Here is a 23,209-nt window from a genome sequence, read left to right as displayed (position 1 = left end):
TATGGGGGCCGATGCGCAGCCGGGTTATTTCGGCGCCGGCGGTACCGGAATCCCTGCCTCCTTCGCTACCGCCGCGAGTTGCACTGCGTCGATAAACGTCCCGATCTGTTCGAGCTCCACGGTCACGCTGGGATCGCTCATCAGCCCACGCATCGCGATCTGACCAAGCAGGCTAAAGCTTATCTCGACAGAGACCGCGCCTTCATATTTCAGCGCCAGCACCATTTCTTTTCGGCAGTCGGCAAACAACAACCGATTGGTCATGGTGGCGAACGCCTTGTTAAAACCGGCGCGCTGGGTCGGCGTGACCGTCGACATGGATTTCACCGCCGGATGAGCCGACATCGCTGCAAACACCCACTGCACCAATAGCAGCTTGTCAGGTTCACTCGACTTGGCGACGAGGCACTTGCCGAGATCGTCGGCATAGGTGCCAGCCATCACCGGACTCGCGCTCATCAGCGCCATTGCGCATGCCGCAAAACGAAACCCAGTCCTTATCCGCCCTATCCCGTTCGGCATCGACACTCTCTCCGGAAAGAGAGCAGCATTATCCCCGTCCGCGATACTAGCCAGCACATTCGGTGGATCGACCAGTCCAGGTTGAACTTTTTCGGGAACGCTGCGCAGAGTCTTCGTCAGAGGCAGGGGAGAAGTCCGCATGATCATCGTCACCGGAAGCGTCACCGCCCGCCCGGATAGTTTCGACGCGCTGCGTCAGGTTAGCCTCGACCATGTCCACCGCTCGCGCACCGAAGATGGTTGCATCAGCCATTCGGTGCAGGCCGATTGCGAAAATCCGCTCAGGCTGTTCTTCTACGAACGCTGGCGCGACATGGCGGCGCTCAAGGCCCATTTCGTCCAGCCGGGATCGGCCGAGTTCATCGGCGCGGTGCGCAAGCTGGCGGCATCGAGCGAGTCGGTCAGCCTGTACGAAGCAAGCGAGATTCCGGCCGGCGATCCGGCCTGAGCCTCAAGCTTCAATCATAATCGAGGCTTGGATACCAATCGGACCCGCGCCCCTCGGGCGTCGTATCGAGCACATTCCAGAGCGGCGTCAGATCGGGCGCGCCGCGCGGATCCTGGCCGGGATCGGCGGTTTCACCACTCATTTCCCCGCCCCAGAAATGCCGGATCGTACCGCCCTGCCGGGTGAAGACATTATAGCCTGGATTGTCTCCCTGCTCGGTCCAGCTGAGATAATCCTTGCCGAACTGCTCGGTCGTATCGGTGTAGAGGGGTAGGTTGCGCCAGCCGCGCTCCTGCTTGAACGCGACCAGACGTTCGATCGGCGCGCGCGCGACCACCGCCAGCCCGACGCGCTGCAGGATGTCGGCGGCGTTGGCAGCAAGCGGCCCGAGAAACGCGGTGCACATTGGACAGGGTCGTTCGCGCTCCGGACCGAACATGAAACTGTACACGACCAGGCTGTCATGGCCCTGAAACAGATCGGCGAAATGAACCGGACCATTCTCCCCTTCGAACGGATAGTCGATGGTGACGTCGCGTCCCGGCGGAAGCTGCCGACGATGCTCGGCGACGCGCTCGATCTGGCGCCGCAGTTCGATCTCTTCGGCAAGCAATGCGGACCGCGCGACGCGGTATTCCGCGCTCTCGCCAGGAAAACGATAATTGCTCTTCGCGGCGAGTTCGGCGGATGTCGGGCGTTGATCGGCGTTCGACATGACAGGCTCCTCTTCCTCAAGACAAACCATAACCGATGGGCCGTTGTTCCACACCATGATGCCGGATGACCTTGTACGCATTAGTAATTTCGTAGGTGTCACTGCGTATCGAAAGTCACATGGGCGCAAATTTCTCCATCCACGCCGATCCTTCGCGCGATCTGATTCGGATCCGTATGAGTGGCTTTTTCACGATCGACAGCATCCAGGCTTTCCTGGATGCCAGGCGCGACGCGCATGCCCGGTTACGCTGTGGCCCGAACGAACATCTGACCATCAACGACCTGCGTGAGATGAAGATTCAATCGCAGGATGTCGTCGGCAAATTCTATTCGGTGCTGGCCGATCCGGCCTATCGATCGCGCCGGCTCGCCTTTGTCGTCGCCTCGTCGCTCGCCCGGATGCAGTTGGTTCGCGCACTCGGATCACGCTCGGCGGAATGCTTCACCGATCCGCTCGCAGCCGAACAATGGCTGTTCGAAGACCTGATCGCGCACCGCGCCGCCGTCGCCGCGTCGCGTTAGTCGTCCTCGTCCTCATAACCGACCAGCGCCAGCGCGCGTGCCTTGATCTGGCGGGTCATGCACCAATGGACCAGCGCATCCTCGCGGCCATGCGTGACCCACACCTCCTTCGGCGCGATTTCGGTCAGCGTATCGGTCAGCTCATCCCAATCGGCATGGTCCGACAGGATCAGCGGCAGTTCGACGTTGCGCTGCACCGCGCGCTGCCGGACGCGCATCCACCCACTCGCCATCGCGGTGATCGGGTCGGGCAAACGGCGTGACCAGCGATCGTTGAGCGCGGAAGGCGGCGCAATGACGATATGGCCTTTGATCTCCGCCTTGGGCACGCCGGTCGCCGGGATCAACTCGCCCAGATCGACGCCAAGTTCGACATAGAGATCGCACAACCGCTGCATCGCGCCGTGGATATAGATCGGCGCGGCATGCCCCCGGTCGCGCAGCTCGCGAATCACGCGTTGCGCCTTACCCAGCGCATATGCGCCGACCAACACGCAGCGATCGGGATTGGCGTGCAGCGCGGCAAGCAGCTTGTCGATCTCGTCACCAGTTTCGGGGTGACGGAACACAGGCAGGCCAAAAGTGGCCTCGGTAATGAAGATATCGCATTTGACCGGCTCGAACGGCGCGCAGGTCGGGTCGGCGCGGCGCTTGTAGTCACCCGAGACGACGATTCGTTCGCCGCGATGTTCGAGCAGGATCTGCGCCGAGCCCAGCACATGCCCGGCCGGCACGAAGGTCACCTGCACATCGCCCATGGTCAGCGTCTCGCCATAAGCGACCGGATGCCCGGACTGCGGTCCGTAGCGCGTTTCCATGATCGCCAGCGTTTCGGGCGTCGCCCACACCGCATCATGTCCGCCGCGTGCGTGATCGGCATGGCCATGCGTGACCAGCGCTCTGGGGCTGGGGCGCGACGGATCAACCCAGATGTCGGCGGGTTTCACATAGATACCGTGCGGTTGCGGATCGATCCAGTCGCCGAGCTTTGCCATCATGCCTATATGAACGGCATGCCGCCCCGGTTCCACCGGATCACAAAGGAGATGACATGATCGATACGGATTGGCGCCTCGAACGGCTTGAACGGCAAGTCCGGCATCAACGCATCGCGTTGCTGGCGGTGGGATTGACTGCGATGGGCTTCGCGCTCGCCGCCTTCACCGCCGCCGCGCCGAAGACGATCGAAGCGCAGGCGATTCGTATCGTCGACGCGACCGGCAAGCCGCGCATCCTGATCGGCGCCCCGCCTCCGATCGAAGGGCGCAAGCGTACCGACGGCCAGACTGCCTCGATCGTCGTGCTGGGCCCGAACGGCGAAGATCGGGTGGTGCTGGGCGAGGAGCCGCTGCCCCGGCTCGACGGCAAGACCTATCCGCGCGTTGCCGCCGGCTATGGCCTCGTCCTGCACGACCGGAACGGCTCCGAACGCGGCGCCATGTCCTATCTCGACAATGGCCGCGGCGTGGTCGCGCTCGACCGGCCCGGCGGCGACGCTGTCGCGATGATCGTCAATGAACAGAGCGGCTTTGCCGGTGTCACCGTCAATTACGCCAATCCGGTCGGCCAATATGCGGAAGGCTGGCGAATCGGCACCAAGGGCGACGAAGCGTGGCTGTCGCTGCAGGATCGACCCCAGGCCGAGCGCGCCCGGCTGTCGACAAAGGGGACGGCCGCGCCGGCGCTCGTCACTCACCCTGCCGGGTCGCCGCCCGCACCTTGACCGCCACCCTTCCCGCCCCCCTTGCCGACTGGTTCACCGCGCGCGGCTGGTCGCCGCGCCGACATCAGTTGGAGATGCTCGAGGTCGGGCGCGCCGGGCGGCACGGGCTGCTCGTCGCGGCGACTGGCGCGGGCAAGACGCTGGCCGGGTTTCTGCCCACGCTGACCGAGCTGATCGAAGCGCCGACGACGGGGCTGCATACGCTCTACGTTTCGCCGTTAAAGGCACTGGCAGTCGATGTGCAGCGCAACCTGATCACGCCGATCGAGGAAATGGGACTCGATATCCGGGTCGAGACGCGCACCGGCGATACGCCCTCGGACCGCAAGGCGCGGCAGCGCATTCGGCCGCCGCAGATCCTGCTCACCACACCCGAATCGCTTAGCCTGTTGCTCAGCTATCCCGACAGTTTCCTGATGTTCGAAGGGCTGAAGACGATCGTCGTCGATGAGGTGCACGCCTTCGCGACCGGCAAGCGCGGCGACCTGTTATCCTTGTGCATGGCGCGGCTTCAGCGACTCGCCCCCGCCCTGCGCCGCGTTGCCCTGTCGGCGACGGTCGCCGATGCCGATGGCTATCGCGCCTGGCTCGCGCCCGATGGCGATATCGATCAGGTCGCGCTGGTTGAGGGCGAGCCCGGCGCCGACCCGAACATCACCATATTGCTGCCCGAGGGACGCGTGCCCTGGTCGGGGCATTCGGGCCGCTATGCTGCCGAGCAGGTCATGGCCGAGATCGAGTTGCACAAGACCTCGATCATCTTCTGCAACACGCGCAGCCTGGCCGAGCTGATCTTCCAGGACCTGTGGAAGGTCAATGCGATGGGGCTGCCGATCGGCATCCATCACGGCTCGCTCAGTCTGGAGGCAAGACGCAAGGTCGAGGGCGCGATGGCGGCAGGCCGGTTGCGCGGGCTGGTCGCCACCGCCAGCCTCGACCTGGGAGTCGATTGGGGCGATGTCGATTGCGTGGTGCAGATGGGCGCGCCCAAAGGATCGTCGCGCCTGCTGCAGCGCATCGGGCGCTCGAACCACCGGCTCGACGAACCGTCCGAGGCGGTGCTCGTGCCGGGCAATCGCTTCGAATATCTCGAGGCGCGCGCGGCGCTCGACGCGGTCGAGGCCGGAGAGCTCGATCCAGATATCTTCCGTCCCGGCGGCCTCGACGTGCTGGCGCAGCATATCATGGCCTGCGCCTGCGCCGCACCGTTCACGCAAGGCGCGATGCTTGACGAGATCCGCTCGGCATTGCCCTATTCGGCGCTGACCGACGAGACGTTCGAACGGGTGCTCGGCTTCATCCGCGACGGCGGTTATGCGCTGAAGGCCTATGACAAGTTCAAGCGGCTGACCCAGGATCCCGACGGCAGCTGGCGGGTCAGCCATCCCCGCTTCGTCGCGCAGCACCGGCTCAATGCGGGGATCATCGTCGAGGCGACGATGCTGACCGTGCGCTTCAAGAATGGCCGCAGCCTGGGCAAGGTCGAGGAAGCATTCGCCGCCACGCTATCGCCGGGCGACACATTCTTCTTCGCCGGGATGAGCCTGGAAGTGATGGGCGTCGATACCGAGGATCTGCTGGTCCGCGCGACGGCGCGGCCGGCGCGCATCCCGACCTATGGCGGCGCGCGCATGGCGCTCTCGACCAACCTCGCCGAGCGGGTGCGCGGTTTCCTGTGGAACCGCAGCGAATGGGCGCGTTTCCCCAATGATGTGCGCGAATGGCTCGAGATCCAGGCACTGCGCTCGCGCCTGCCCGAGCCCGGGCAATTGCTGGTCGAGACCTTCCCGCGCGAGGGCCGACATTACATGGTGATCTACAGCTTCGAGGGATGGAACGCGCACCAGTCGCTTGGCATGCTGCTCACCCGGCGGATGGAGACGCAGGGGCTCAAGCCGCTCGGCTTCGTATCCAACGACTATGCGCTGGCCTGTTACGCGCTTGATCCGATCACCGACCCGGCAAGCCTGTTGTCACCCGATATCCTCGAAGACGAATTCGTCGATTGGGTACAGACATCGGCATTGCTCAAACGCGCCTTTCGCGAGGTGGCGGTGATTGGCGGGCTGGTCGAGCGTCAGCATCCCGGCAAGCGCAAGACCGGCAAGCAGGTCACCTTCTCGACCGACCTGATCTACGATGTGCTGCGCAAATATGAACCGGGCCATTTGCTGCTTCAGGCGGCCTGGGCGGATGCGCGCGCGCGAATGACCGATGTCGGGCGACTGGCGAGCCTGCTCGACCGCGCGGTCGAGACGATGGTGCATATCGACTTGCCCCGCCTGTCGCCGCTGGCGGTGCCGGTACTGACGTTGATCGGGCGCGAGCGGGTCGCGACGGGCCTGGCCGACGATGCGTTGCTGGTCGAGGCGGAAGTGCTGGCGGCCGAGGCGATGCGGCTCGATTGAACGGGTGAAAGCGGCACGGCGCTCGGGCTTGGCAAAGGTCCGGATCGGGCGTAGCCTCTCATCATTCGCCTGTTTCGTGCCTTGACTCTTGCGGCGCTCGCTATGCCGCTGACCGGCCAGACCCCCGTGCCTGTGGCCACCGGCGACCTGGCCATGGGCATGGCGGACCAGCGTATGACGGTCCCGGTCACGATCGGAGCGAGCGGGCCTTTCGCATTCATCATCGATACCGGCGCGGAGCGTACGGTCATCGCGCGCGAACTTGCCGCGACGCTGGGTCTGGTGAGCGGCCGCATCGTCAGGGTGACCACGATGACCGGCACGACCAGCGTCGGCACCGTGACGATTCCGTCGCTGAATGTCAGCACGATCACCAGCCCCCCGATCGAAGCGCCCGCGCTAGAAGCAATCAATCTCGGCGCGCCGGGCATGCTCGGCATCGATACCTTGCGCGGTCATTCACTGACGATCAATTTCGAGGCCGATCGGATGACATTGGTGCCGTCAGTCAAGCGGCAGCGACGCGGCGGCGGGCGCTCAGACGACATTGTGGTTCGCGCCAAAAGCTATCTCGGCCAGCTGATCGTGACCGACGCGCATTATCGCGGCGGGCGTATTCGCGTGATCCTCGATACCGGCTCCGCTGTCAGCATGGGCAACGGCGCGCTGCGCAAGCGCATCCGCCAGAAAGGGTCAGTGCAACAGATTTCGTTGCGCAGTGTGACCGGCGGTACATTGCTGGCGGATTATACTCAGGTCGAACGTATTGAGGTTGGCGGTGTCGGATTCGAAAATCTTCCCGTCGCCTTTGCCGACGCAGCGCCGTTTCGCCGTTTCGGATTGACCGACAAACCTGCACTGCTGCTCGGCATGGACGCGATGAAATTGTTTCGCCGTGTCGAGATCGATTTCGCCAATCGCGAAGTGCGCTTTTCCCGGCCGCGGTCGGAGGATCGGCGGCGGATGGCAACCGCGCGCCGTGAGCGTGGCCTGTCCTGATGCACGTGTCGGTCGCCTTCGCACTAATCGCTCTTGCCGGCGCAGTACCGCTGGCCGAACAGGTCAGCCCGTCGCCGCCCGGATCGCCCCCGCCGGTCTCCACCGACCTCAGTATCGGGCTCGATATCGATAGCGGACGGATGACCGTGCCAGTATCGATCGGCACCAGCGGACCGTATAAATTCGTTATCGACACGGGCGCTGAACGCTCCGTAATCTCGCGTGAACTGGCTACCATGCTGACCCTCACCGCCGGAAAGCCAGTGCGGCTGATCGGGCTCGCCGGGACGACGACGGTCGAGACGGTGCATGTCCCCGAATTGTCGATTAGCACGCTCGGGGCGAGGAATGTCGATGCGCCAGCGCTGGCGACCGGCAATATCGGCGCGCGCGGCATGCTGGGCATCGATGCGCTGCAGGGACACCGCATCACGATCGACTTCGATCGGCGCGTCATGAAAGTCACGCCGTCCGGGCGGCGGAAACGCGGCGCCAGCAATCCCGGCGACATATTGGTGAGCGCGAAGAATCTATATGGCCAGTTGATCGTGACGGACGCGCGTTACCATGGCGAGCGTATCTCGGTGATCATCGATACTGGATCGCCGATCTCGATCGGCAATCTCGCGCTGCTGCGCCTGGCGCAACGCCCGCCCAAATCGCTTGGTCCGATTTCGGTCACCTCGGTCACCGGGCAGATACTGAATGCCAGCTATGTGATGATCAACGACCTGCATATCGCTGGCCTGGAATTCGACCACGTCCCGATGGCGGTCGCCGACGTTCCACCGTTCAAGCGCTTCGGTCTGGAGAATAGCCCTGCGCTGATCCTCGGCATGGATACGATGCGGCTGTTCCGGCGCGTCGACATCGATTTCGCCAATCGCCAGATTTTGTTTTCTCTGCCCGCCCCGCGAATGGCGACAAGGGGTTGCTCTGCCGGAACGTCCTGTTCAAGTTACAACTAAGTCCGCATGTCGCGGGCCGTTGTTTTTCGAGGACAGGGTATGAGGGCATTGGCGCGTATCGGCGGCATCGGCATGGCGGCGGCATTGGTATTGCAGCCCGGCATGGCGACCGCCCAGACACTGTCCCCCGACCAGCAGCGCTTTTTCGATCTCTACAAGGAACTGGTCGAGACCAACACGACGCTGTCATCGGGCAGCTGTACTCAGGCATCGGCACAGATTGCGACGCGGCTGAAAGCCGTCGGCTATACCGACCAGGACATCACGCTGTTTTCGGTGCCCGACCATCCCAAGGACGGCGGCATCGTCGTCGTTTTGCCGGGCCGCGACAAAGCGCTGAAGCCGATGCTGCTGCTCGGCCATCTCGACGTGGTCGAAGCCAAGCGCGAGGACTGGATTCGCGACCCCTTCAAACTCACGGAAGAGGATGGCTATTATTATTCGCGCGGCACGGTCGACGACAAGGGCATGTCGGCGATCTGGGCCGACAGCATGATCCGCTTCAAGACCGACGGTTACAAGCCGAAACGCACGATCAAGCTGGCGCTGACCTGTGGCGAGGAAACGACCTTCGCCTGGAACGGCGCGCAATGGCTGGCCGCCAACAAGCCCGACCTGATCGCTGCCGAATTCGTGCTCAACGAAGGCGGCGGCGGACGCTCGGACGCCAAGGGAAAGCCCGAAGTACTGGCAATCCAGGTCGGTGAAAAAGCGGCGCAGAATTACACCTTCGCGACCACCAACCCCGGCGGACACAGCTCACAACCGGTGCCCGACAATGCGATCTACGAGCTGGCCGACGCGATCGAGGCGGTGCGCGGTTATGAATTTCCGATCAAGTTCACCGATACGACGCGGGCCTTTTTCTCGGCCACGGCGCAGTCCGCACCCGGACCGATGGGCGACGCGATCAAGCGCCTGCTCGCCAATCCCAATGATGTCGAGGCCGACAAGATCGTCAGCCGCGACAAGACGATGCATTCGACACTGCGCACGACCTGCGTCGCGACCCTGCTTGCCGCCGGCCATGCCGAAAACGCTCTGCCGCAACGCGCCACCGCCAACATCAATTGCCGCGTCTTTCCCGGCGAAACGGTCGAGGCGACACTCGCCAAATTGACCGAACTTGCTGGCCCCAGGGTCAAGGTGACGATGAACATGCCGGTGCGCCCAACCGCCGTGCCGCCGCCACTCGACCCCAAGATTCTTGGCCCGGCCCGGGCGATCGCGGCCAAGCATTTCCCCGGCGTGCCGATGCTGCCGCTGATGTCGACCGGCGCGACCGACGGCATCTTCTTCCAGGCGATCGGCATCCCGGTTTACGGCGTGCCCGGCATCTTCGTCGATCCCGATTTCAACGGCATCCACGGCTTGAACGAACGGATCCGGGTCAAGTCGCTCTATGACGGCCGCGCTTATCTGTACGATCTGGTCAAGGCTTATGCGGGCTAGGATCGAGCCCTAGCGCAGCGTCATCTTGTCGCCGGCAATCTGCACATTTTGCATCCGGCGCAGATAGCTATGACCAAGCAGCGACATGTCGCTCCCCTCCAGCACCACGGCGCGGACGTCGGTCGCGCGCTTGCCGTCGAGCACGATGTTGGCGATCCGCACCTCCTGCCCGCGTACATCGCCCGAGGCACCACGGCCGACCACCTGGAATTGCAACGGGTCGAATGCGACATGCGCGCGCCTGGCATCCTCTACCGTCAGCGCGACAGTGTCGGCCCCGGTGTCGACGACGAAGCGGATCGGCTCGTCATTGACGTCGGCGACTGCGAGGAAATGCCCGTTCGGCGTGCGGTCGAGCACGGTTTCGACCGGCACGTCGCCCACCGGTTGCGCCACCGGTGCAGCAGCGGCTCGGGGCTTGGCCGGGATGGCAAGGCCGATGGCGATGCCGGTCACCGCCATGATAGTGAGCGCGATCTTCATGGCCTTGCCCTAACGATCAGGCGTTAGGTCCGGACTAAGAGCGATGGCAAACAATGTCCTAATGCAGGCCCGATTCAGATGACTCGCCAATATCGTTATGCTTGCGCGCCACGGTGAAAGCCATCTAACCGGCCATTGAATCGATCAAACGCGGAAGCGAGCAGACCATGACCCCTGTCCAAGACATTTCCCGATATTCCCGTAACGCGTCAGAAAATTCCCGTGCGGCTCCGTCGAAATTCCCGCAGTTTTTCCCGTAAATTCCCGTAGCACGCTCAAAAAAACGTTTTCCCGCGGAACGCCCCTTAGCCACGGGAATTTGGCATGTGCCAGACCGCACCGTGCACGCACGCTCCCACCCCGATTCAAAGAGAAGGCGGCCCATGGCAGTGCCCCGGCTGGGCGGAGGTTCGTGCGCCGTCCCGCTCTTTCTCATGACCGACAACATGGCCGATGGTTCGGCACCCTTCGCGAGGTGAGTGCTCGGAACTAGGAGCGCATTACGCCGCCGCGCGCGCCTCGTCCGCCGCGTCAATTTCGGCCGCCTTGGCTTCGACCAGCTTGACGATATGCTCGAGCATATCGGCGCTCGACACGGTGTGATCGGTGACCCCCGACAGATAGACCATGTGTTTGCCATTGCCGCCGCCGGTCAGGCCGATATCGGTTTCGCGCGCTTCGCCCGGGCCATTGACGACGCAGCCCAGCACCGACAGCGACATTGGCGTGCGGATATGCTGGAGCCGTTCCTCAAGCGCCTGTACCGTGCGGATCACATCGAAACCCTGGCGCGCGCAGCTGGGACAGGAGATGACGCGCACGCCGCGGTTGCGGATGCCGAGGCTCTTGAGGATTTCGAAGCCGACACGGACTTCCTCCTCCGGCTCGGCGGAGAGCGAGACGCGGATCGTGTCGCCGATGCCGTACCAGAGCAGGCTACCCATGCCGATCGCACTCTTCACCGTGCCGCCGACGAACCCGCCCGCCTCGGTGATACCGAGATGCAGCGGGCAATCGACCACTTCGGCGAGCTGTTGGTATGCGGCGACCGCGAGGAACAGGTCGGATGCCTTCACCGCGACCTTGAATTCGTGAAAATCATGGTCCTGCAGCAGCTTGATATGGTCGAGCGCGGATTCGACCAAAGCCTCCGGGCACGGCTCGCCATATTTTTCGAGCAGGTCCTTTTCAAGGCTGCCGGCATTGACGCCGATGCGGATCGCACAGCCATTGGCCTTGGCCGCATTGACGACTTCGCGCACGCGGTCGGACGATCCGATATTGCCCGGATTGATGCGCAGGCACGCGGCGCCGGCATCGGCGGCTTCGAGCGCGCGCTTATAGTGGAAATGGATGTCGGCGACGATCGGCACACGGGCGGCGCGGACGATCTGCTTCAGTGCCGCGGTGCTCTCTACATCGGGGCACGACACGCGGATGATATCGACGCCGGCATCCTCGCAGCGGCGGATCTGGTCGATCGTCGCGCGCGGGTCGCTGGTCAGCGTATTGGTCATCGTCTGCACCGTCACCGGCGCATCGCCGCCCACAGGAACATTGCCGACCATGATCTGGCGGCTCTTGCGGCGGGTAATATCGCGCCACGGACGAAGTGACATTGGGATTCCTCGGGTGTCTGCACCTTCCCCTATAGCGTGACCAGGAGTTTGGCGGAACCTATTGCTTCCAAAAGGCTCCGACCCGCACCACGGCATTCTCACGCAGGTTCATATAGGCGATATTGTAATCGGCATTATGGAAATTGCCGAACGGGATCATCAGGTCGGTATAGGCCTTACCCGGGGGTGAGATGTACAACGCGCCGTCGCGCATCCGACCCGACACCAGACCGGGTACCGGCGCAGCGGAACCGGCGCCCGCGCCATAAAGCCAGCTGCCCTTGTTCATCGCCTTTGGCGCCATCGTATCGCCGGCGCTCCAGCTATACGGGTTGATCCCGACATAGGGCCTGATCCTGGTTTCGGGCGTATATTTCGACTGTCGCCCGATATTGACCCGCTGCAACGACGCGTTGCGCCCCTGTGCATAGGTCGACCAGGTGACGACGCAGCCGGTATCATAGGCCTGGGTGCAAGCGCGCACGTCGCGCAGGCCCTTGAACCAGTCCTTCTCGATCCAGGTGCCGATCAGATAGGCGGCAATCATGCGCCGCGCTACGGCCTTGCCGTCGATCTCGCGTTCGATCAGCAATCGGCCGAGCCGCGATCCCTGGCTGTGTCCGGCGATGATGAACGGCCGGCCCTTGTTGTGATTGGCGAGGAAGTAGCGAAAAGCGCGCGCGACATCGCCGTAAGCGAGCTCGGTCGCCGCCTCGCTGTTGGCCGACCATTTGATGTAGCCGCCCAGCGTCATCTGGCGGTAGCGCGGCGCATAGATCGCGCAGCAGCCGTTGAACACGCTCGCCTGGGCGCGAATCGTGGTGTCCTCGATTTTGCGGTTGAGCGCGGCGTCGCCGACATCGGCGTTCCAGTGCGTGCGACTCATCAGCACGGTCGGGTAGATGAAGAAGACGTCGGCGTCGGCGCTGCGCTGGTCGATGCCGGTCACGCCGCGCGGCGTGACATCCGCCTCATCACGTGTTGTCGGCAGCGCCGCCCAGTTCGACGCCCTTGCATAATCGGGCGCGGGCGGTGCCCTGCGCGGGTCGAACGCAAATGGTGGCGGCTGGTTGTTGCGCGCGATCTTCAGCGCCTCGCCGATCTGCGGCATCGCCGGTGTCGCCGCTCCCGCGACGAGTAAGCCCCCAAATCCGATCCAGCCGCCGATCCGCATCGTTCGTCCTAACCTTTTGGTGATTGGACGCCCGCTATAACAGACCGAGCCACTCTCATGAAGTTGAACGAGTTTGATAAAAGGCGGTCGCCATTACGGGCTCGATTGGCTGCGCATCGCTGCGTTCGGCCTGTTGATCCTGTATCATATCGGCATGGTCTTCGCGCCATGGGACTGGGTGGTGAAGTCCGCCCATAGCTATCCGCAGCTGATCGTGCCGATGGCGCTGCTGACACCGTGGCGCTTGCCCTTGCTGTTCGCGGTGTCGGGTTATGCCTCATACAAGCTGTTCGAGAAATCGCCCTCGGTGCTGGGCTTCGTGCGCTCGCGCAGCGCCCGGCTGCTGATCCCGCTGGCCTTCGCGATGGTCTTCATCGTGCCGCCGGAAATGTGGGTGCGGGTGATGGAGAAAGGTTATCCGCTCGGCTTGATGCACTTCTGGACGCATGATTACTGGCGGATCGGTACCTTTTACGAACGCAGCTTTCCGAGTGTCGAGCATCTGTGGTTCGTCGAATATCTCTGGGCCTATACCATGCTGCTCGCGGGGCTGCTCGCCTGGCTCGGCAGCGACGGCGCGGCGCGGCTGCAGCGCTGGTTCGAATGGCTCAGCCAGGGCCACCGCATCCTGTGGGCACCGATCGGCGTGATCGTCGTGCTGAAACTGGCGCTGCTGTTCGTCGTGCCGGAGAAACAGGGACTGTTCACCGACTGGGCCGGTCATTCGCATTATGTGCCGATCTTCCTGTTCGGCTTCGCGCTCGGCGGGTCGCAGCTGCTCTGGCCGGCGATCGCGCGCCATTGGCGGCTCGCCGCGCTGATCGCATCGGCCAGCGGCGCGGTCGTCGTCGGTTTCGAACTGATCTATCAGGCGCATGAGATGCCTTCGCACCTGATGATGGCGATCGAGCGATCCGCGCAGCTTGTCATGGCGTGGAGCATGATCGTCGTGCTGTTCCACATCGCCGAGACATATTGGAACCGCGACCATCGGTGGCGCGCGACTCTGGGCGAGGCGGTCTTTCCCTTTTACATCATCCACCACCCGGTGATCGTCGTGACGGCATGGTTCACGCTGCCGCTTGGCCTTGCACCATGGACCGAGTTCGCGCTGCTGTTCGGCGCGACCGCATCGGCCTGTCTCGGTTTCTATCTGATCGGGCGCGAGATCAACTGGCTACGGCCGTTGATCGGGTTGCGCGCACGGCCGCAGATCAGGCCTGTACCCCTGCCCGGAAGCGTCGGCTCCCCCGCACGCTGACGCCACTCGCCAGGTCGATGGTGAAGTCGCCGCTGCGATCGGTCTCGACCCGGCGGATCGCGCCGCGGCGCACGATGCGGCTGCGATGGATGCGCACGAACGCGTCGCCCAGTTCCGCTTCGACCGCGGCGAGTGTCGCGCGGTGGAGCAGGGTGCGCGTGCCCCAGCTGATCTCGACATAATTGCCCGCCGCCGTCAGCTGATCGATCTCGGCCACCGGTACCTGATGCGTGACGCTGCCGTCCGCCACCGCGAGGAAGGCCGCGCCCGGCTCCTCCCGTGGAGCCGCCGCAGCGTCGGCGTTGGCGAGCAACCATTGCGCGACCGCCGCCATGCCGGCCCATTGCAGATAGGTGCCGACATCCTTGCGATATTCGTAGATCAGCGCGTTCTTCAGCGGTCCGAAGAAGTGATAGGCTTGCCCTTCGAATGCGTAAAAGGCTTTGCGCAGCACGATCATCAAACCGATGTGCCAGGCCGATACCGGGACGGTCGCCAGCACCAGGATCAGCGCGACCTGGACCCAGGTGAAGCGCGGCGGGCGGACCTTCGCGATCAAGTACCAGACCGGCGGTGCCAGGCTGAGCCAGGCAATGATGCTCGACACTTCCCACACCCAGACATGAGTCCGGGTAACCGCGATGCCGGCCGAGGCGAAGTCGCTCATCATCGATTCGGCATTGGCGATCGTGATCGCGATCAGGATCACCGTGAAGCCGGCGCCGAGCAGCAGCACGAGCCGCCGCCGCGCGCCGGTCGTCCCGCCATCCCCGCCGCTGGTCCCGCTATGCGTCACGCTTGTCCCCTGCTCGCCGCCATCCGCCCCTCCCCGATACCGGCGGAGCGCGCTGCTCGCTAGCCAGCGCCATCTTACGCGTTAAAGGGACTGAGATGGAACGGCACTACGGACTGGACTGGCTTCGGATCGGCGCATTCGGGCTGCTCATTTTCTACCATATCGGCATGGTCTTCGTGCCGTGGGACTATCATGTGAAGACCGCCCACCCGATGGAATGGGTGGCGATTCCGATGCTCGCGACCAATAGCTGGCGGCTGCTGCTGCTGTTCGTGGTGTCGGGTTATGCCAGCCGCGCGCTGCTGATGAAGGGCGGCGGCACATGGGCTTTCGCCGGATCGCGCAGCAAGCGCTTGCTGATCCCGCTGCTGTTCGGCGTGCTGGTGGTCATCCCGCTGCAGCCCTGGGCCGAACTGGCCAGCAAATACGGCTATTCCGGCAGCTTGTGGACCTTCTGGCTGCATGACTATTTTCGCTTCGGCAAGCTCATGGGCATCATCCTGCCGACCTGGCAGCATCTGTGGTTCGTGGTTTATCTGTGGGTCTACACCATGGCGCTGGCGATTGGCGCCGTCTTGATTGGGGCATTGCTCGAGCGACTCAAGCTGCAGGTCGTGTTCGACCGCATCTTCGGCGGGATCGGCGCTTGGCTGATTCCGGCCGCGTGGCTGATCCTCATTGCGGCATGGCTGTTCCCGGGTGCTCGCGAGACGCATGCGCTATTCGACGACGGGGTCGCGCATGCGCAATATTTACCGGGATTCCTGTTCGGTTTTGCGCTGGCCGGGTCGACACCCGCCTTTGCCGCGATCGGGCGCTGGTGGCGTCCGGCTGCGATCGTAGCGGTGGCAAGCTATGCGGTGGTCGCGACGATCGAATGGAACTGGCCCGGCAGTGCCATGCCCTGGCCCTTTGGCCAGGTCTTTTCCTGGGCGCGTGCAATCCAGGGCTGGAGCACGATCATCGCGCTGATCGGCTTTGCCGACAGCCATTGGAACCGCGACCATCGCTGGCGCGCGACGCTGACCGAGGCGGTGTTCCCCTTCTACATCATCCATCAGACGATCATCGTCGGCGTCGAATTCGCGCTGTTGCCTTTCCACCTGCCGCCGGGCGTCGAGTTCGTCATTCTGGTCACGACCACGGTCGCCGGATGCTGGGCCTTTTATCTGGTCGGACGCGAAGTGGGGTGGCTGCGGCCGCTGATCGGGTTGCGCGCAAGGGTGGCACGCCCCCTGCCATCTGATACCAGACCCGCGATTATCTGACCCGCCGATACCGGAAACTCGACCATGCCCGACCCCGTTCTCGACCCCGTTGCCGATCGGCGCTGGACGCTGATGATCCATGGCGGGGCGGGCATGATGACCCGCGACCGGCTGACGCCCGCGCAGGACGCCGGCATCCGCACAGGGCTTGCAGAAGCGCTCGACGCGGGGTCGGCGGTACTCGGTCGTGGCGGATCGGCACTCGATGCAGTGGCCGCGGCGGTGCGCGTGCTCGAGGACGATCCGCATTTCAACGCCGGGCGCGGCGCGGCGCTCAGCTTCGACGGCGTGGCCGAACTGGATGCCGCGATCATGGACGGACGCGACCGCCGCGCGGGCGCGGTGGCTGGCATCACCGCGACGCGTCACCCGGTCGATCTGGCGCAGGCGGTGATGGTGGCCGGGCGGCACGTGCTGCTGTCCGGCGCGGGCGCCGACGGCTTCTCGATCGATGCGGGACTCGACCAAGCGGATCAGGACTGGTTCGCCCTGCCCGAACGACGCCGGCAGCTGGACGAGCTCAAATCACGCGGTGGCGACGCGTTCGACGTGGACATGAAATACGGCACGGTCGGCGCGGTCGCGTGCGATGTGCACGGCCATGTCGCAGCGGCGACCTCGACCGGCGGCGTGACCGGTAAGCGCTGGGGCCGAGTCGGCGATTCGCCATTGATCGGCGCGGGCACCTATGCCGACGACCGCGCCTGCGCGGTGTCGGCGACGGGCGCGGGCGAATTCTTCATCCGCGCCGGCGTCGCGCACGAGATTTGCGCCCGGGTCCGGCTCAGCGGCACGACCGTACAGGACGCAGCGGACGCGGTGCTTGCCGACGTCCGCTCGCTGGGCGGCACCGGCGGGGTGATCGTCGCCGCGCCGAACGGCGAGCTGGCGTGGAGCTTCATCACCGCAGGCATGAACCGCGCGCGCACAACGTCCGATGGCGCACGATCGATCGCGATCTACGCCGACGAATAAAGGGGACACCTCTCGCTCTTGTCCGGGGAAGCGAGAGGAGTAGAGCGGTGCCATGAGTCGCATCCTCCCCGCCCTGCTCGCCCCCGTCCTGTTCGCCTTGTTCGCGGTCACCATCGCCGCGCCCGTTTCCGCCTATTGGGAATATGGCCATGAGACGGTCGCCACGATCGGCTATCGCAATGCCAAGCCGGAAACCCGCGCCGCGATCGAGCGCATCCTGCGCCATGCGCAGTTGCTCGAGACCCCGACCTGTCCCGCCCGGACGATCGAGCAGGCCAGCGTGTGGGCGGACTGTATCAAGACATTGGGTCCGCGCTTCAGCTACACGCCCAACTGGCATTATCAGAATGTCGATGTGTGCAAGCCGTTCGACCTGAAATCGGCGTGCCGCGACGGCAATTGCGTCTCGGCGCAGATCGAGCGCGACGTGAAATTGCTCAAGGACAAGACGCTGCCGATGCGCGAACGCGTCCAGGCGCTGGCCTTCCTGGTCCATTTCATGGGCGATCTGCACCAGCCGCTCCACGCCGGCGACCGGGGCGATCTCGGCGGCAACAAGGTGACCGCCGCTTACGGCGCTTATGCGCCCGAACGGCTCAACCTGCACGCAATCTGGGACGGCTATCTCGCCGAGCGCGCGATCTCCACGCCGCCGTCGCTGGTGCGGCGCTATTCGCCGGAAGAGAAGGCAGCGATCCAGGCGGGTAGCGTCGAGGACTGGAGTCGGGAGAGCTGGCAGGTCGCGCATGATGCGACCTATGCAACCGCACTTGGCGGCGATGCCTGTGGTCCGGTGCCGGCGCGAGCGAAACTCGACCAGGCAACGATCGAAAAATTGGTGCCGACCGCGCGGCTCGAAATCGAACGGGGCGGCTTAAGGCTGGCGCGTTTGCTCGACGAAGCGCTGGGTTAACGCGGCGTCGTTACAAAGGCGGCAACCGTATCGACCACCGCCGGCGCGATCGGCAAGGTCGGATCACCATAAGTCGCCCGATTCGCCGCGCGGTCGTCGGTGGCGACCAGCTTCAGCACATGGTTGACGCCGGGGAGTAGCGTCAGCGTCGCACGCGGCGCGGCGACGGCCAACCCGCGTTTGTCGGCGCGCGGCGTCGCGATGCCGCGCGCTGCGAGCGCTTCGGCGAGCATGCGGTACGGCGCGGCCTTGACGCCGAGCGGGTTGTTGCCGTCGCGATCGGTCGGGCCGGAACCCGGGATGATGATGATCGCCGGCCCTTTACCACCGGGATCGACCAGGGTTCGCGATCGGCCCCTGCGGACCGGGTACGGTCAGCTCGGTCGTCGCCGGGGCTGTAGCGGCGGTAGCGGGCGCGGCGGCGAACGCGGTGAGGGCGAATCCCGGCATCTTCATCATGGCCGTCACTTGCCGCCCCAGCGCCAATGCCAGCCGCCTTCGGTCTTGCGCGCGGCAATGTTCATATAGGCGGCCGTCACGGCAAGGCAGACGAGGACGCGCGGACCGATGCCCGGCAGGAGACGCAGCGTCGCGAGCATCGCCGCGACATAGGTCAGGGTCATCGCCCAGCCCTGCCAAGTCACCGGCGTTGCGCCGAGGCCGAACAGCTTGGGCGCGAACCAATATCCATCACCTGCCCGATCGGCACGTTTGATCGATTCGATGTCCATCACGCTTCTCCTGCGCTCGATTTCGGCGGGCGCCCACGCTTGGCCGGCACCGGCGCTTCCAGCTTCACCCCTCGCTTCGCCAGCGCCTCGCGAAGCAGGCATTCGACCTGCGCGTTGACGCTGCGCAGGTCGCTCGCCGCGGCGCGCTCGATCGCCGCGTAGAGCGCGGGATCGAGGCGCAGCGGGAACGCCTTTTTGGAAGGGGGCGTCATGCCGCGCGACCTATTGGTACAGGCTGCCCGTATTGACCACCGGCTGCGTATCGCGCTCGCCGCACAGCACGACCATCAGATTCGAGACCATCGCCGCGCGGCGTTCGTCATCGAGATGGACGACATTCTTCTCGCTGAGCAATTCGAGCGCCATTTCGACCATGCCGACCGCGCCCTCGACCAGGGTCTTGCGTGCCGCGACCACCGCCTGCGCCTGTTGCCGGCGAAGCATGGCCCCCGCGATCTCCTGCGCATAAGCGAGGTGAGTGAAGCCGCATTCATCGACCGTGATGCCTGCGACCACCAGCCGCGCGATCAGTTCCTGGCGCAATTCGACCGCGACCTGATCGTGATTGCCGCGCAGCGTGATTTCCTGATGTTCGAAATCGTCATAAGGGTAACGCGAACCGATCGTACGCACCGCAGCCTCGATCTGAACGATCACGAACGACTTGTAGTCATCGATGTCGAACAGCGCCTGAGCGGTGTCGGTCACGCGCCACACCACTTGCGCGGCGATCTCGATCGGGTTGCCGCGCAGGTCGTTCACCTTCAAGCGTTCGGAGATCATGTTGTTGGCGCGTAGCGACACCTTTTTGCGGCCAAGCCACGGCATCAGCCAGCGCAGACCGGTATTGCGGTCGGTGCCTTTATATGCGCCGAACAGGGTGATCGCGGTCGCCTGGTTGGGCTGCTGCATATAAAAGCCGCACAGGATGAAAGCGAAGACGATGACCGAGGTGGCGATGATCATGCCGCCAAGACCAGGATCGTTCTGCATCAGCGACGCCCCGAACACGGCCGCCATGATCGCGACGAGCATCAGCAACAGCATGATATAACCGCTCGACGTCACCGCCGGCCGCTCACGCGACAGCGTGAGCGCGGTGTTGGTCGTACCCGAATCCGACATTGGAACCTCCCGTTAATATGATATCATATTTATATCGGGTATTGGATCGGTGCAAGCGGAATCGATTCCCTCTCTCCCATTTGGGGAGAGGGAGGGAGCGCGAAGCGCGGAAGGGTGAGGGCGAGCTGACATGGAAAGGGCGACACTGCCTCAAGCAGCGTCGCCCTCACCCTCCCACCGCTGCGCGGCGGGCCAGCATGGCCGACCCGATACTCCTCTCCCCTGAAGGGAGAGGGGTTTTTTTTAGTTCAGCACAATCGTCACGGCGCGGCGGTTCTGCGCCCAGCTTGCCTCGTCCGACCCGAGTGCGATCGGGCGTTCCTTACCATAGCTGATGGTCGAAATCCGCGCCGGGTTCACACCACGCCCGGCGAGATAATTCTTCGCCGCATTGGCACGACGATCACCGAGCGCCAAATTGTATTCGCGCGTACCGCGTTCATCGGCATGACCTTCGAGGCTGACCGGGACATTGGGCCATTTGGCGAGCCATGCCACCTGGCTGTCGAGAATTTCGCGCGCACGGGCGTCGATATCATAACGATCGAGCGCGAAATTGACGGTGTTGCTGGTCACCGAACGCTCGAAATCGGCGCGCGAACCGGGCACGACATTGTCGGTCGTGGTCGGGCCGGAGGTTTGCTCACCCGGCGCCGGCGGCAGCGTTTCCGGCCGCTTCTTCGAGCAGGCCGCGGTCGCAAGCAGCGCTGTCGCGATGATGAGCGTGGTGGTCAATCTGGCCATCTGGCGTCTCCTTCTTATAAAGTCGTAAGTCGTGTCTCGGCCGAAAATCGGCATCGGGGGTGTAACGGTCTCAACGACGTAACGGTCCCCAACCCGGATCGGATCCATCGAGCGGCGTCGGCACGCGGCGTTCATTGACGCCGGTCAGGTCGACCGACCAAAGATCAGCCTTGCCGGCGCCACCGCGGCCCTGGCGATGGAACATCAGCACGCGGCCATTGGGCGACCAGCTCGGTCCTTCGTCCTGCCAGTCGTCGGTGAGCAGCTTTTCGCCGCTGCCCGACGGGCTCATCACGCCGATGCGGAAATTGCCCGCGATCTTGGTGAAGGCGATCAGGTCGCCGCGCGGGCTCCACACCGGCGTCGCATAACGTCCGCTGCCGAACGAGATGCGCTGTTGGTTCGATCCATCGGCGTTCATGACATAGATTTGCTGCGCGCCCGAACGATCGCTTTCGAACACAATCCGGCTGCCGTCAGGTGAGAAGCTGGCGCCGGTGTCGATCCCCGGGGCATCGGTCAGCCGCTGCGGCGAGCCGCCGGTTATCGCCACCTTGTAGAGGTCGGTATTGCCGGCGACCGCCATCGAGAACACGACGGTGCGGCCATCAGGCGATACGCGCGGCGAGAAGCTCAGGCTGGGATTGTTGACCAGCAAATGCTGCTTGCCGGTCCCGATGTCATAGACATAGATCGCCGGCCGATCGTTGAGATAGCTCATATAAACGACCGTCTGCTGGTTCGGCGCGAAGCGCGGCGTCAACACGATCGACTGGCCGTTGGTCAGGAAGCGGTGATTGGCGCCGTCCTGATCCATGATCGACAAGCGCTTGATCCGCTTGGCCTTTGAGCCGGTTTCCGAGACATAGATGACGCGACTGTCGAAATAAGGCCCTTCGCCGGTCAGCTTCGAATAGACCATATCGGCGCATTTGTGTCCCGCGCGCCGCCAGTCGCCGGGCGGTACGACGAAACCCTGACGCGCGAGTTCGTTGCGCGAAAACACATCGTAGAGATAACAGCCGACGGTCAGCGTCCCGTCGCCATTGGCGCGAATATAACCCTGGACCAGCGCGGACGCGCCGGCACCGCCCCAATAATCGAAGGTCGGCGCGGTCACCTCGGGAAAGGCCACGCCTTTCAGGCCGCCCGATGCGATCGGCTTGAACAAACCGCTGTTGCGCAGATCGTTGGTCACGATCGCGGCAAGCTGGCGCCCAAGCTCATCGGTGCTGCCGGCCGGCGTGTTGACCACCGCGGCGGTCGGCATGACGGGGATGGCGATGCCGAGTGGCGCCGAGATGCCGCCAACGACATCGACGACCAGTTCGTCCGGCTGCTGGCCGGCGGCCGGCGCGGTCTGACCCGGCTGGGACGGCTGGACGGGAGGCGGCGCAGTCTGCGCCAAGGCGGCGGTGGTTCCGGAAAGCGCCAGCGCGAGCGCCAGATATTTACTGTGGTGCATCATGGTCTATCCTCACCCGGGTAGATTGTAACGTAGGCTGAACGTCTTCCAGCCACGGGGCACGTCGTACAATTCGATCGGCAAGCCGCGCAGCGGCGAACAGCCCATGAAGGTCGCGATCGCGTTGCGGTCGACCGCGTCGACATAGCGGCCATTTTCGTCATCCACGCCGGTATGCCCGACGATCGTCGGGCGCGCAGCCAATGATCCGTCCTTGTTGAGCTGCAGCCGGATCTGCACGCGGATTCGCTCGGCGCCCGGTCCCGGCTTGACCTGGCGGTTGGCGCAGGGCTGAACCTGGCGGACGATCGCCGAACCGATATCGGCGGCAGCCTGTGTATTCATCGTCGCACCCGGCGGCGTTGCCGTTTTGGACTTGGACGGCGCAGCGGACAGACCCTTAAGCGTTTCGGCGGACAGAGCAAAACCACCCGGATTGCGCCGTTTCGCCCCCGGCTTGTCCCCGGTCGCCTTGGCGACGCTGGCCGCTTTCGGCGCGGTGGTCGCGGTTTTGGCCGGCGGGGTCTTGGCCTTGTCGGGTTTCGTCACCGGCGGTTTCTTGGGCGGTGGCGGCGCCTTGGGCGCGGGTTTGGGCGCCGGCGCGGGCTCGGGCTGCTTGGCCGGCGGCGTTGGGGCAGGTTCTTCCACCGCCGGCTCGGGCGGTGCGGCGTCTTCGGGCGGCGCCTCTTCGGGCGCACGCGATTGCGCCGGCGGCTCGGTCGATGGCGGCGCCTGCGACTCCAGCGCGACATCATCGACCAGCGAGATTTCGATCGGTTTCGCCTTGGGCGTTTCTTCCGGAGGCCAGAGCCAGCTCAGCGACAAGGCGCCGAACAGCACGACATGGCCCAGCACGGCGACGCCCAGCCCGATCTTTTCGCTCCGTTCCACCGGGC

Annotated in this window: 25 protein-coding genes; 11 read left to right on the top strand and 14 right to left on the bottom strand. The window is 64.3% G+C overall.

Annotation, left to right across the window (positions count from 1 at the left end; all coding sequences use genetic code 11):
* Positions 1–24: 24 nt before the first annotated feature.
* Positions 25–468, bottom strand: coding sequence for a hypothetical protein (locus G4G27_RS20175; RefSeq protein ID WP_183110293.1), 444 nt, complete (start codon positions 466–468; stop codon positions 25–27).
* Between the two features lie 193 nt (positions 469–661).
* On the opposite strand from G4G27_RS20175, the gene G4G27_RS20170 reads away from it, so the two are divergent.
* The gene (locus tag G4G27_RS20170; protein WP_183110292.1) at positions 662–970 is read left to right on the top strand and encodes a putative quinol monooxygenase; all 309 of its coding nucleotides are present in this window, start codon (positions 662–664) and stop codon (positions 968–970) included.
* A gap of 10 nt (positions 971–980) precedes the next feature.
* Here the strand turns inward: G4G27_RS20170 and G4G27_RS20165 are convergent, their stop codons facing one another.
* On the bottom strand, positions 981–1,685 hold the full coding sequence (locus G4G27_RS20165; RefSeq protein ID WP_183110291.1) for a DUF899 family protein: 705 nt from the start codon (positions 1,683–1,685) through the stop codon (positions 981–983).
* A 176-nt stretch (positions 1,686–1,861) separates the two neighbouring features.
* Between G4G27_RS20165 and G4G27_RS20160 the strand changes: the two genes are divergently transcribed.
* A complete protein-coding gene (locus G4G27_RS20160) occupies positions 1,862–2,209 on the top strand; it encodes a hypothetical protein (protein WP_183110290.1) in 348 nt (115 codons plus the stop codon).
* On the opposite strand, the gene G4G27_RS20155 is transcribed toward G4G27_RS20160, so the two are convergent.
* Positions 2,206–3,204 (bottom strand): ligase-associated DNA damage response exonuclease, encoded by a 999-nt coding sequence (locus G4G27_RS20155; protein ID WP_183113926.1) that lies wholly within the window; start codon positions 3,202–3,204, stop codon positions 2,206–2,208. The two genes, G4G27_RS20160 and G4G27_RS20155, sit on opposite strands and share 4 nt — an antisense overlap.
* A gap of 56 nt (positions 3,205–3,260) precedes the next feature.
* On the opposite strand from G4G27_RS20155, the gene G4G27_RS20150 reads away from it, so the two are divergent.
* The 5 genes from G4G27_RS20150 (at position 3,261) to G4G27_RS20130 (ending at position 9,759) form a co-directional block, all read left to right on the top strand.
* Positions 3,261–3,932, top strand: a complete 672-nt coding sequence (locus G4G27_RS20150) for a hypothetical protein (RefSeq protein ID WP_183110289.1) — start codon at positions 3,261–3,263, stop codon at positions 3,930–3,932.
* Between the two features lie 74 nt (positions 3,933–4,006).
* Entirely contained in the window at positions 4,007–6,340 is a 2,334-nt protein-coding gene (locus G4G27_RS20145) for a ligase-associated DNA damage response DEXH box helicase (protein ID WP_244624737.1), read from the top strand.
* Positions 6,341–6,442: 102 nt separating this feature from the next.
* Positions 6,443–7,339, top strand: a complete 897-nt coding sequence (locus G4G27_RS20140; protein ID WP_183110287.1) for a retroviral-like aspartic protease family protein — start codon at positions 6,443–6,445, stop codon at positions 7,337–7,339.
* The gene (locus G4G27_RS20135; protein WP_183110286.1) at positions 7,339–8,307 is read left to right on the top strand and encodes an aspartyl protease family protein; all 969 of its coding nucleotides are present in this window, start codon (positions 7,339–7,341) and stop codon (positions 8,305–8,307) included. The genes G4G27_RS20140 and G4G27_RS20135 overlap by 1 nt, the downstream gene beginning before the upstream one ends.
* Before the next feature lie 39 nt (positions 8,308–8,346).
* Positions 8,347–9,759, top strand: a complete 1,413-nt coding sequence (locus G4G27_RS20130; protein ID WP_183110285.1) for a M20/M25/M40 family metallo-hydrolase — start codon at positions 8,347–8,349, stop codon at positions 9,757–9,759.
* Between the two features lie 9 nt (positions 9,760–9,768).
* Here G4G27_RS20130 and G4G27_RS20125 read toward each other — a convergent pair whose 3' ends face one another.
* The 3 genes from G4G27_RS20125 to G4G27_RS20115 all read right to left on the bottom strand — a co-directional run bounded on the left by G4G27_RS20125 (position 9,769) and on the right by G4G27_RS20115 (position 13,035).
* A complete protein-coding gene (locus G4G27_RS20125) occupies positions 9,769–10,242 on the bottom strand; it encodes a TIGR02281 family clan AA aspartic protease (protein ID WP_183110284.1) in 474 nt (157 codons plus the stop codon).
* Positions 10,243–10,742: 500 nt separating this feature from the next.
* Entirely contained in the window at positions 10,743–11,861 is a 1,119-nt protein-coding gene (ispG, locus tag G4G27_RS20120) for a flavodoxin-dependent (E)-4-hydroxy-3-methylbut-2-enyl-diphosphate synthase (protein WP_183110283.1), read from the bottom strand.
* Between the two features lie 58 nt (positions 11,862–11,919).
* The gene (locus G4G27_RS20115) at positions 11,920–13,035 is read right to left on the bottom strand and encodes a DUF3089 domain-containing protein (RefSeq protein ID WP_183110282.1); all 1,116 of its coding nucleotides are present in this window, start codon (positions 13,033–13,035) and stop codon (positions 11,920–11,922) included.
* A 73-nt stretch (positions 13,036–13,108) separates the two neighbouring features.
* Here G4G27_RS20115 and G4G27_RS20110 point away from each other — a divergent pair, with 73 nt between their 5' ends.
* Positions 13,109–14,296, top strand: a complete 1,188-nt coding sequence (locus G4G27_RS20110) for an acyltransferase family protein (RefSeq protein ID WP_183110281.1) — start codon at positions 13,109–13,111, stop codon at positions 14,294–14,296.
* Here the strand turns inward: G4G27_RS20110 and G4G27_RS20105 are convergent.
* Positions 14,250–15,092: a LytTR family DNA-binding domain-containing protein gene (locus tag G4G27_RS20105; protein ID WP_183110280.1), complete on the bottom strand. Its 843-nt coding sequence runs from the start codon at positions 15,090–15,092 to the stop codon at positions 14,250–14,252. The two genes, G4G27_RS20110 and G4G27_RS20105, sit on opposite strands and share 47 nt — an antisense overlap.
* A 95-nt stretch (positions 15,093–15,187) precedes the next feature.
* Between G4G27_RS20105 and G4G27_RS20100 the strand changes: the two genes are divergently transcribed.
* The 3 genes from G4G27_RS20100 to G4G27_RS20090 are packed head-to-tail and all read left to right on the top strand — an operon-like array spanning position 15,188 to position 18,248.
* The gene (locus G4G27_RS20100; RefSeq protein WP_183110279.1) at positions 15,188–16,360 is read left to right on the top strand and encodes an acyltransferase; all 1,173 of its coding nucleotides are present in this window, start codon (positions 15,188–15,190) and stop codon (positions 16,358–16,360) included.
* Positions 16,361–16,384: 24 nt separating this feature from the next.
* A complete protein-coding gene (locus tag G4G27_RS20095) occupies positions 16,385–17,335 on the top strand; it encodes an isoaspartyl peptidase/L-asparaginase (RefSeq protein ID WP_183110278.1) in 951 nt (316 codons plus the stop codon).
* 52 nt (positions 17,336–17,387) lie between these two features.
* Positions 17,388–18,248 (top strand): S1/P1 nuclease, encoded by an 861-nt coding sequence (locus G4G27_RS20090; protein ID WP_183110277.1) that lies wholly within the window; start codon positions 17,388–17,390, stop codon positions 18,246–18,248.
* Here G4G27_RS20090 and G4G27_RS24245 read toward each other — a convergent pair.
* From G4G27_RS24245 to G4G27_RS20055, 7 genes are all read right to left on the bottom strand, one after another.
* The gene (locus G4G27_RS24245; RefSeq protein WP_244624433.1) at positions 18,245–18,481 is read right to left on the bottom strand and encodes a hypothetical protein; all 237 of its coding nucleotides are present in this window, start codon (positions 18,479–18,481) and stop codon (positions 18,245–18,247) included. The genes G4G27_RS20090 and G4G27_RS24245 overlap by 4 nt on opposite strands.
* A 231-nt stretch (positions 18,482–18,712) precedes the next feature.
* Positions 18,713–18,979: a hypothetical protein gene (locus G4G27_RS20080; protein ID WP_183110276.1), complete on the bottom strand. Its 267-nt coding sequence runs from the start codon at positions 18,977–18,979 to the stop codon at positions 18,713–18,715.
* The gene (locus G4G27_RS20075) at positions 18,979–19,191 is read right to left on the bottom strand and encodes a toxin-antitoxin system HicB family antitoxin (protein WP_183110275.1); all 213 of its coding nucleotides are present in this window, start codon (positions 19,189–19,191) and stop codon (positions 18,979–18,981) included. Before G4G27_RS20075 ends, G4G27_RS20080 begins: the two co-directional genes overlap by 1 nt.
* 10 nt (positions 19,192–19,201) lie before the next feature.
* The gene (locus tag G4G27_RS20070; RefSeq protein WP_183110274.1) at positions 19,202–20,104 is read right to left on the bottom strand and encodes an SPFH domain-containing protein; all 903 of its coding nucleotides are present in this window, start codon (positions 20,102–20,104) and stop codon (positions 19,202–19,204) included.
* A gap of 243 nt (positions 20,105–20,347) precedes the next feature.
* Positions 20,348–20,848 (bottom strand): peptidoglycan-associated lipoprotein Pal, encoded by a 501-nt coding sequence (gene pal, locus G4G27_RS20065; RefSeq protein WP_183110273.1) that lies wholly within the window; start codon positions 20,846–20,848, stop codon positions 20,348–20,350.
* 70 nt (positions 20,849–20,918) lie between these two features.
* Positions 20,919–22,316, bottom strand: coding sequence for a Tol-Pal system beta propeller repeat protein TolB (tolB, locus tag G4G27_RS20060; protein WP_183110272.1), 1,398 nt, complete (start codon positions 22,314–22,316; stop codon positions 20,919–20,921).
* A gap of 9 nt (positions 22,317–22,325) precedes the next feature.
* Positions 22,326–23,204, bottom strand: a complete 879-nt coding sequence (locus G4G27_RS20055; RefSeq protein WP_183110271.1) for a cell envelope biogenesis protein TolA — start codon at positions 23,202–23,204, stop codon at positions 22,326–22,328.
* Positions 23,205–23,209 lie beyond the last annotated feature (5 nt).

Origin of the sequence: Sphingomonas sp. So64.6b (assembly GCF_014171475.1) — a bacterium.
Taxonomy (GTDB): domain Bacteria; phylum Pseudomonadota; class Alphaproteobacteria; order Sphingomonadales; family Sphingomonadaceae; genus Sphingomonas; species Sphingomonas alpina_A.
Note: the sequence above shows the minus strand (reverse complement) of the source record. Positions and strands in the feature narration are given on the sequence as shown.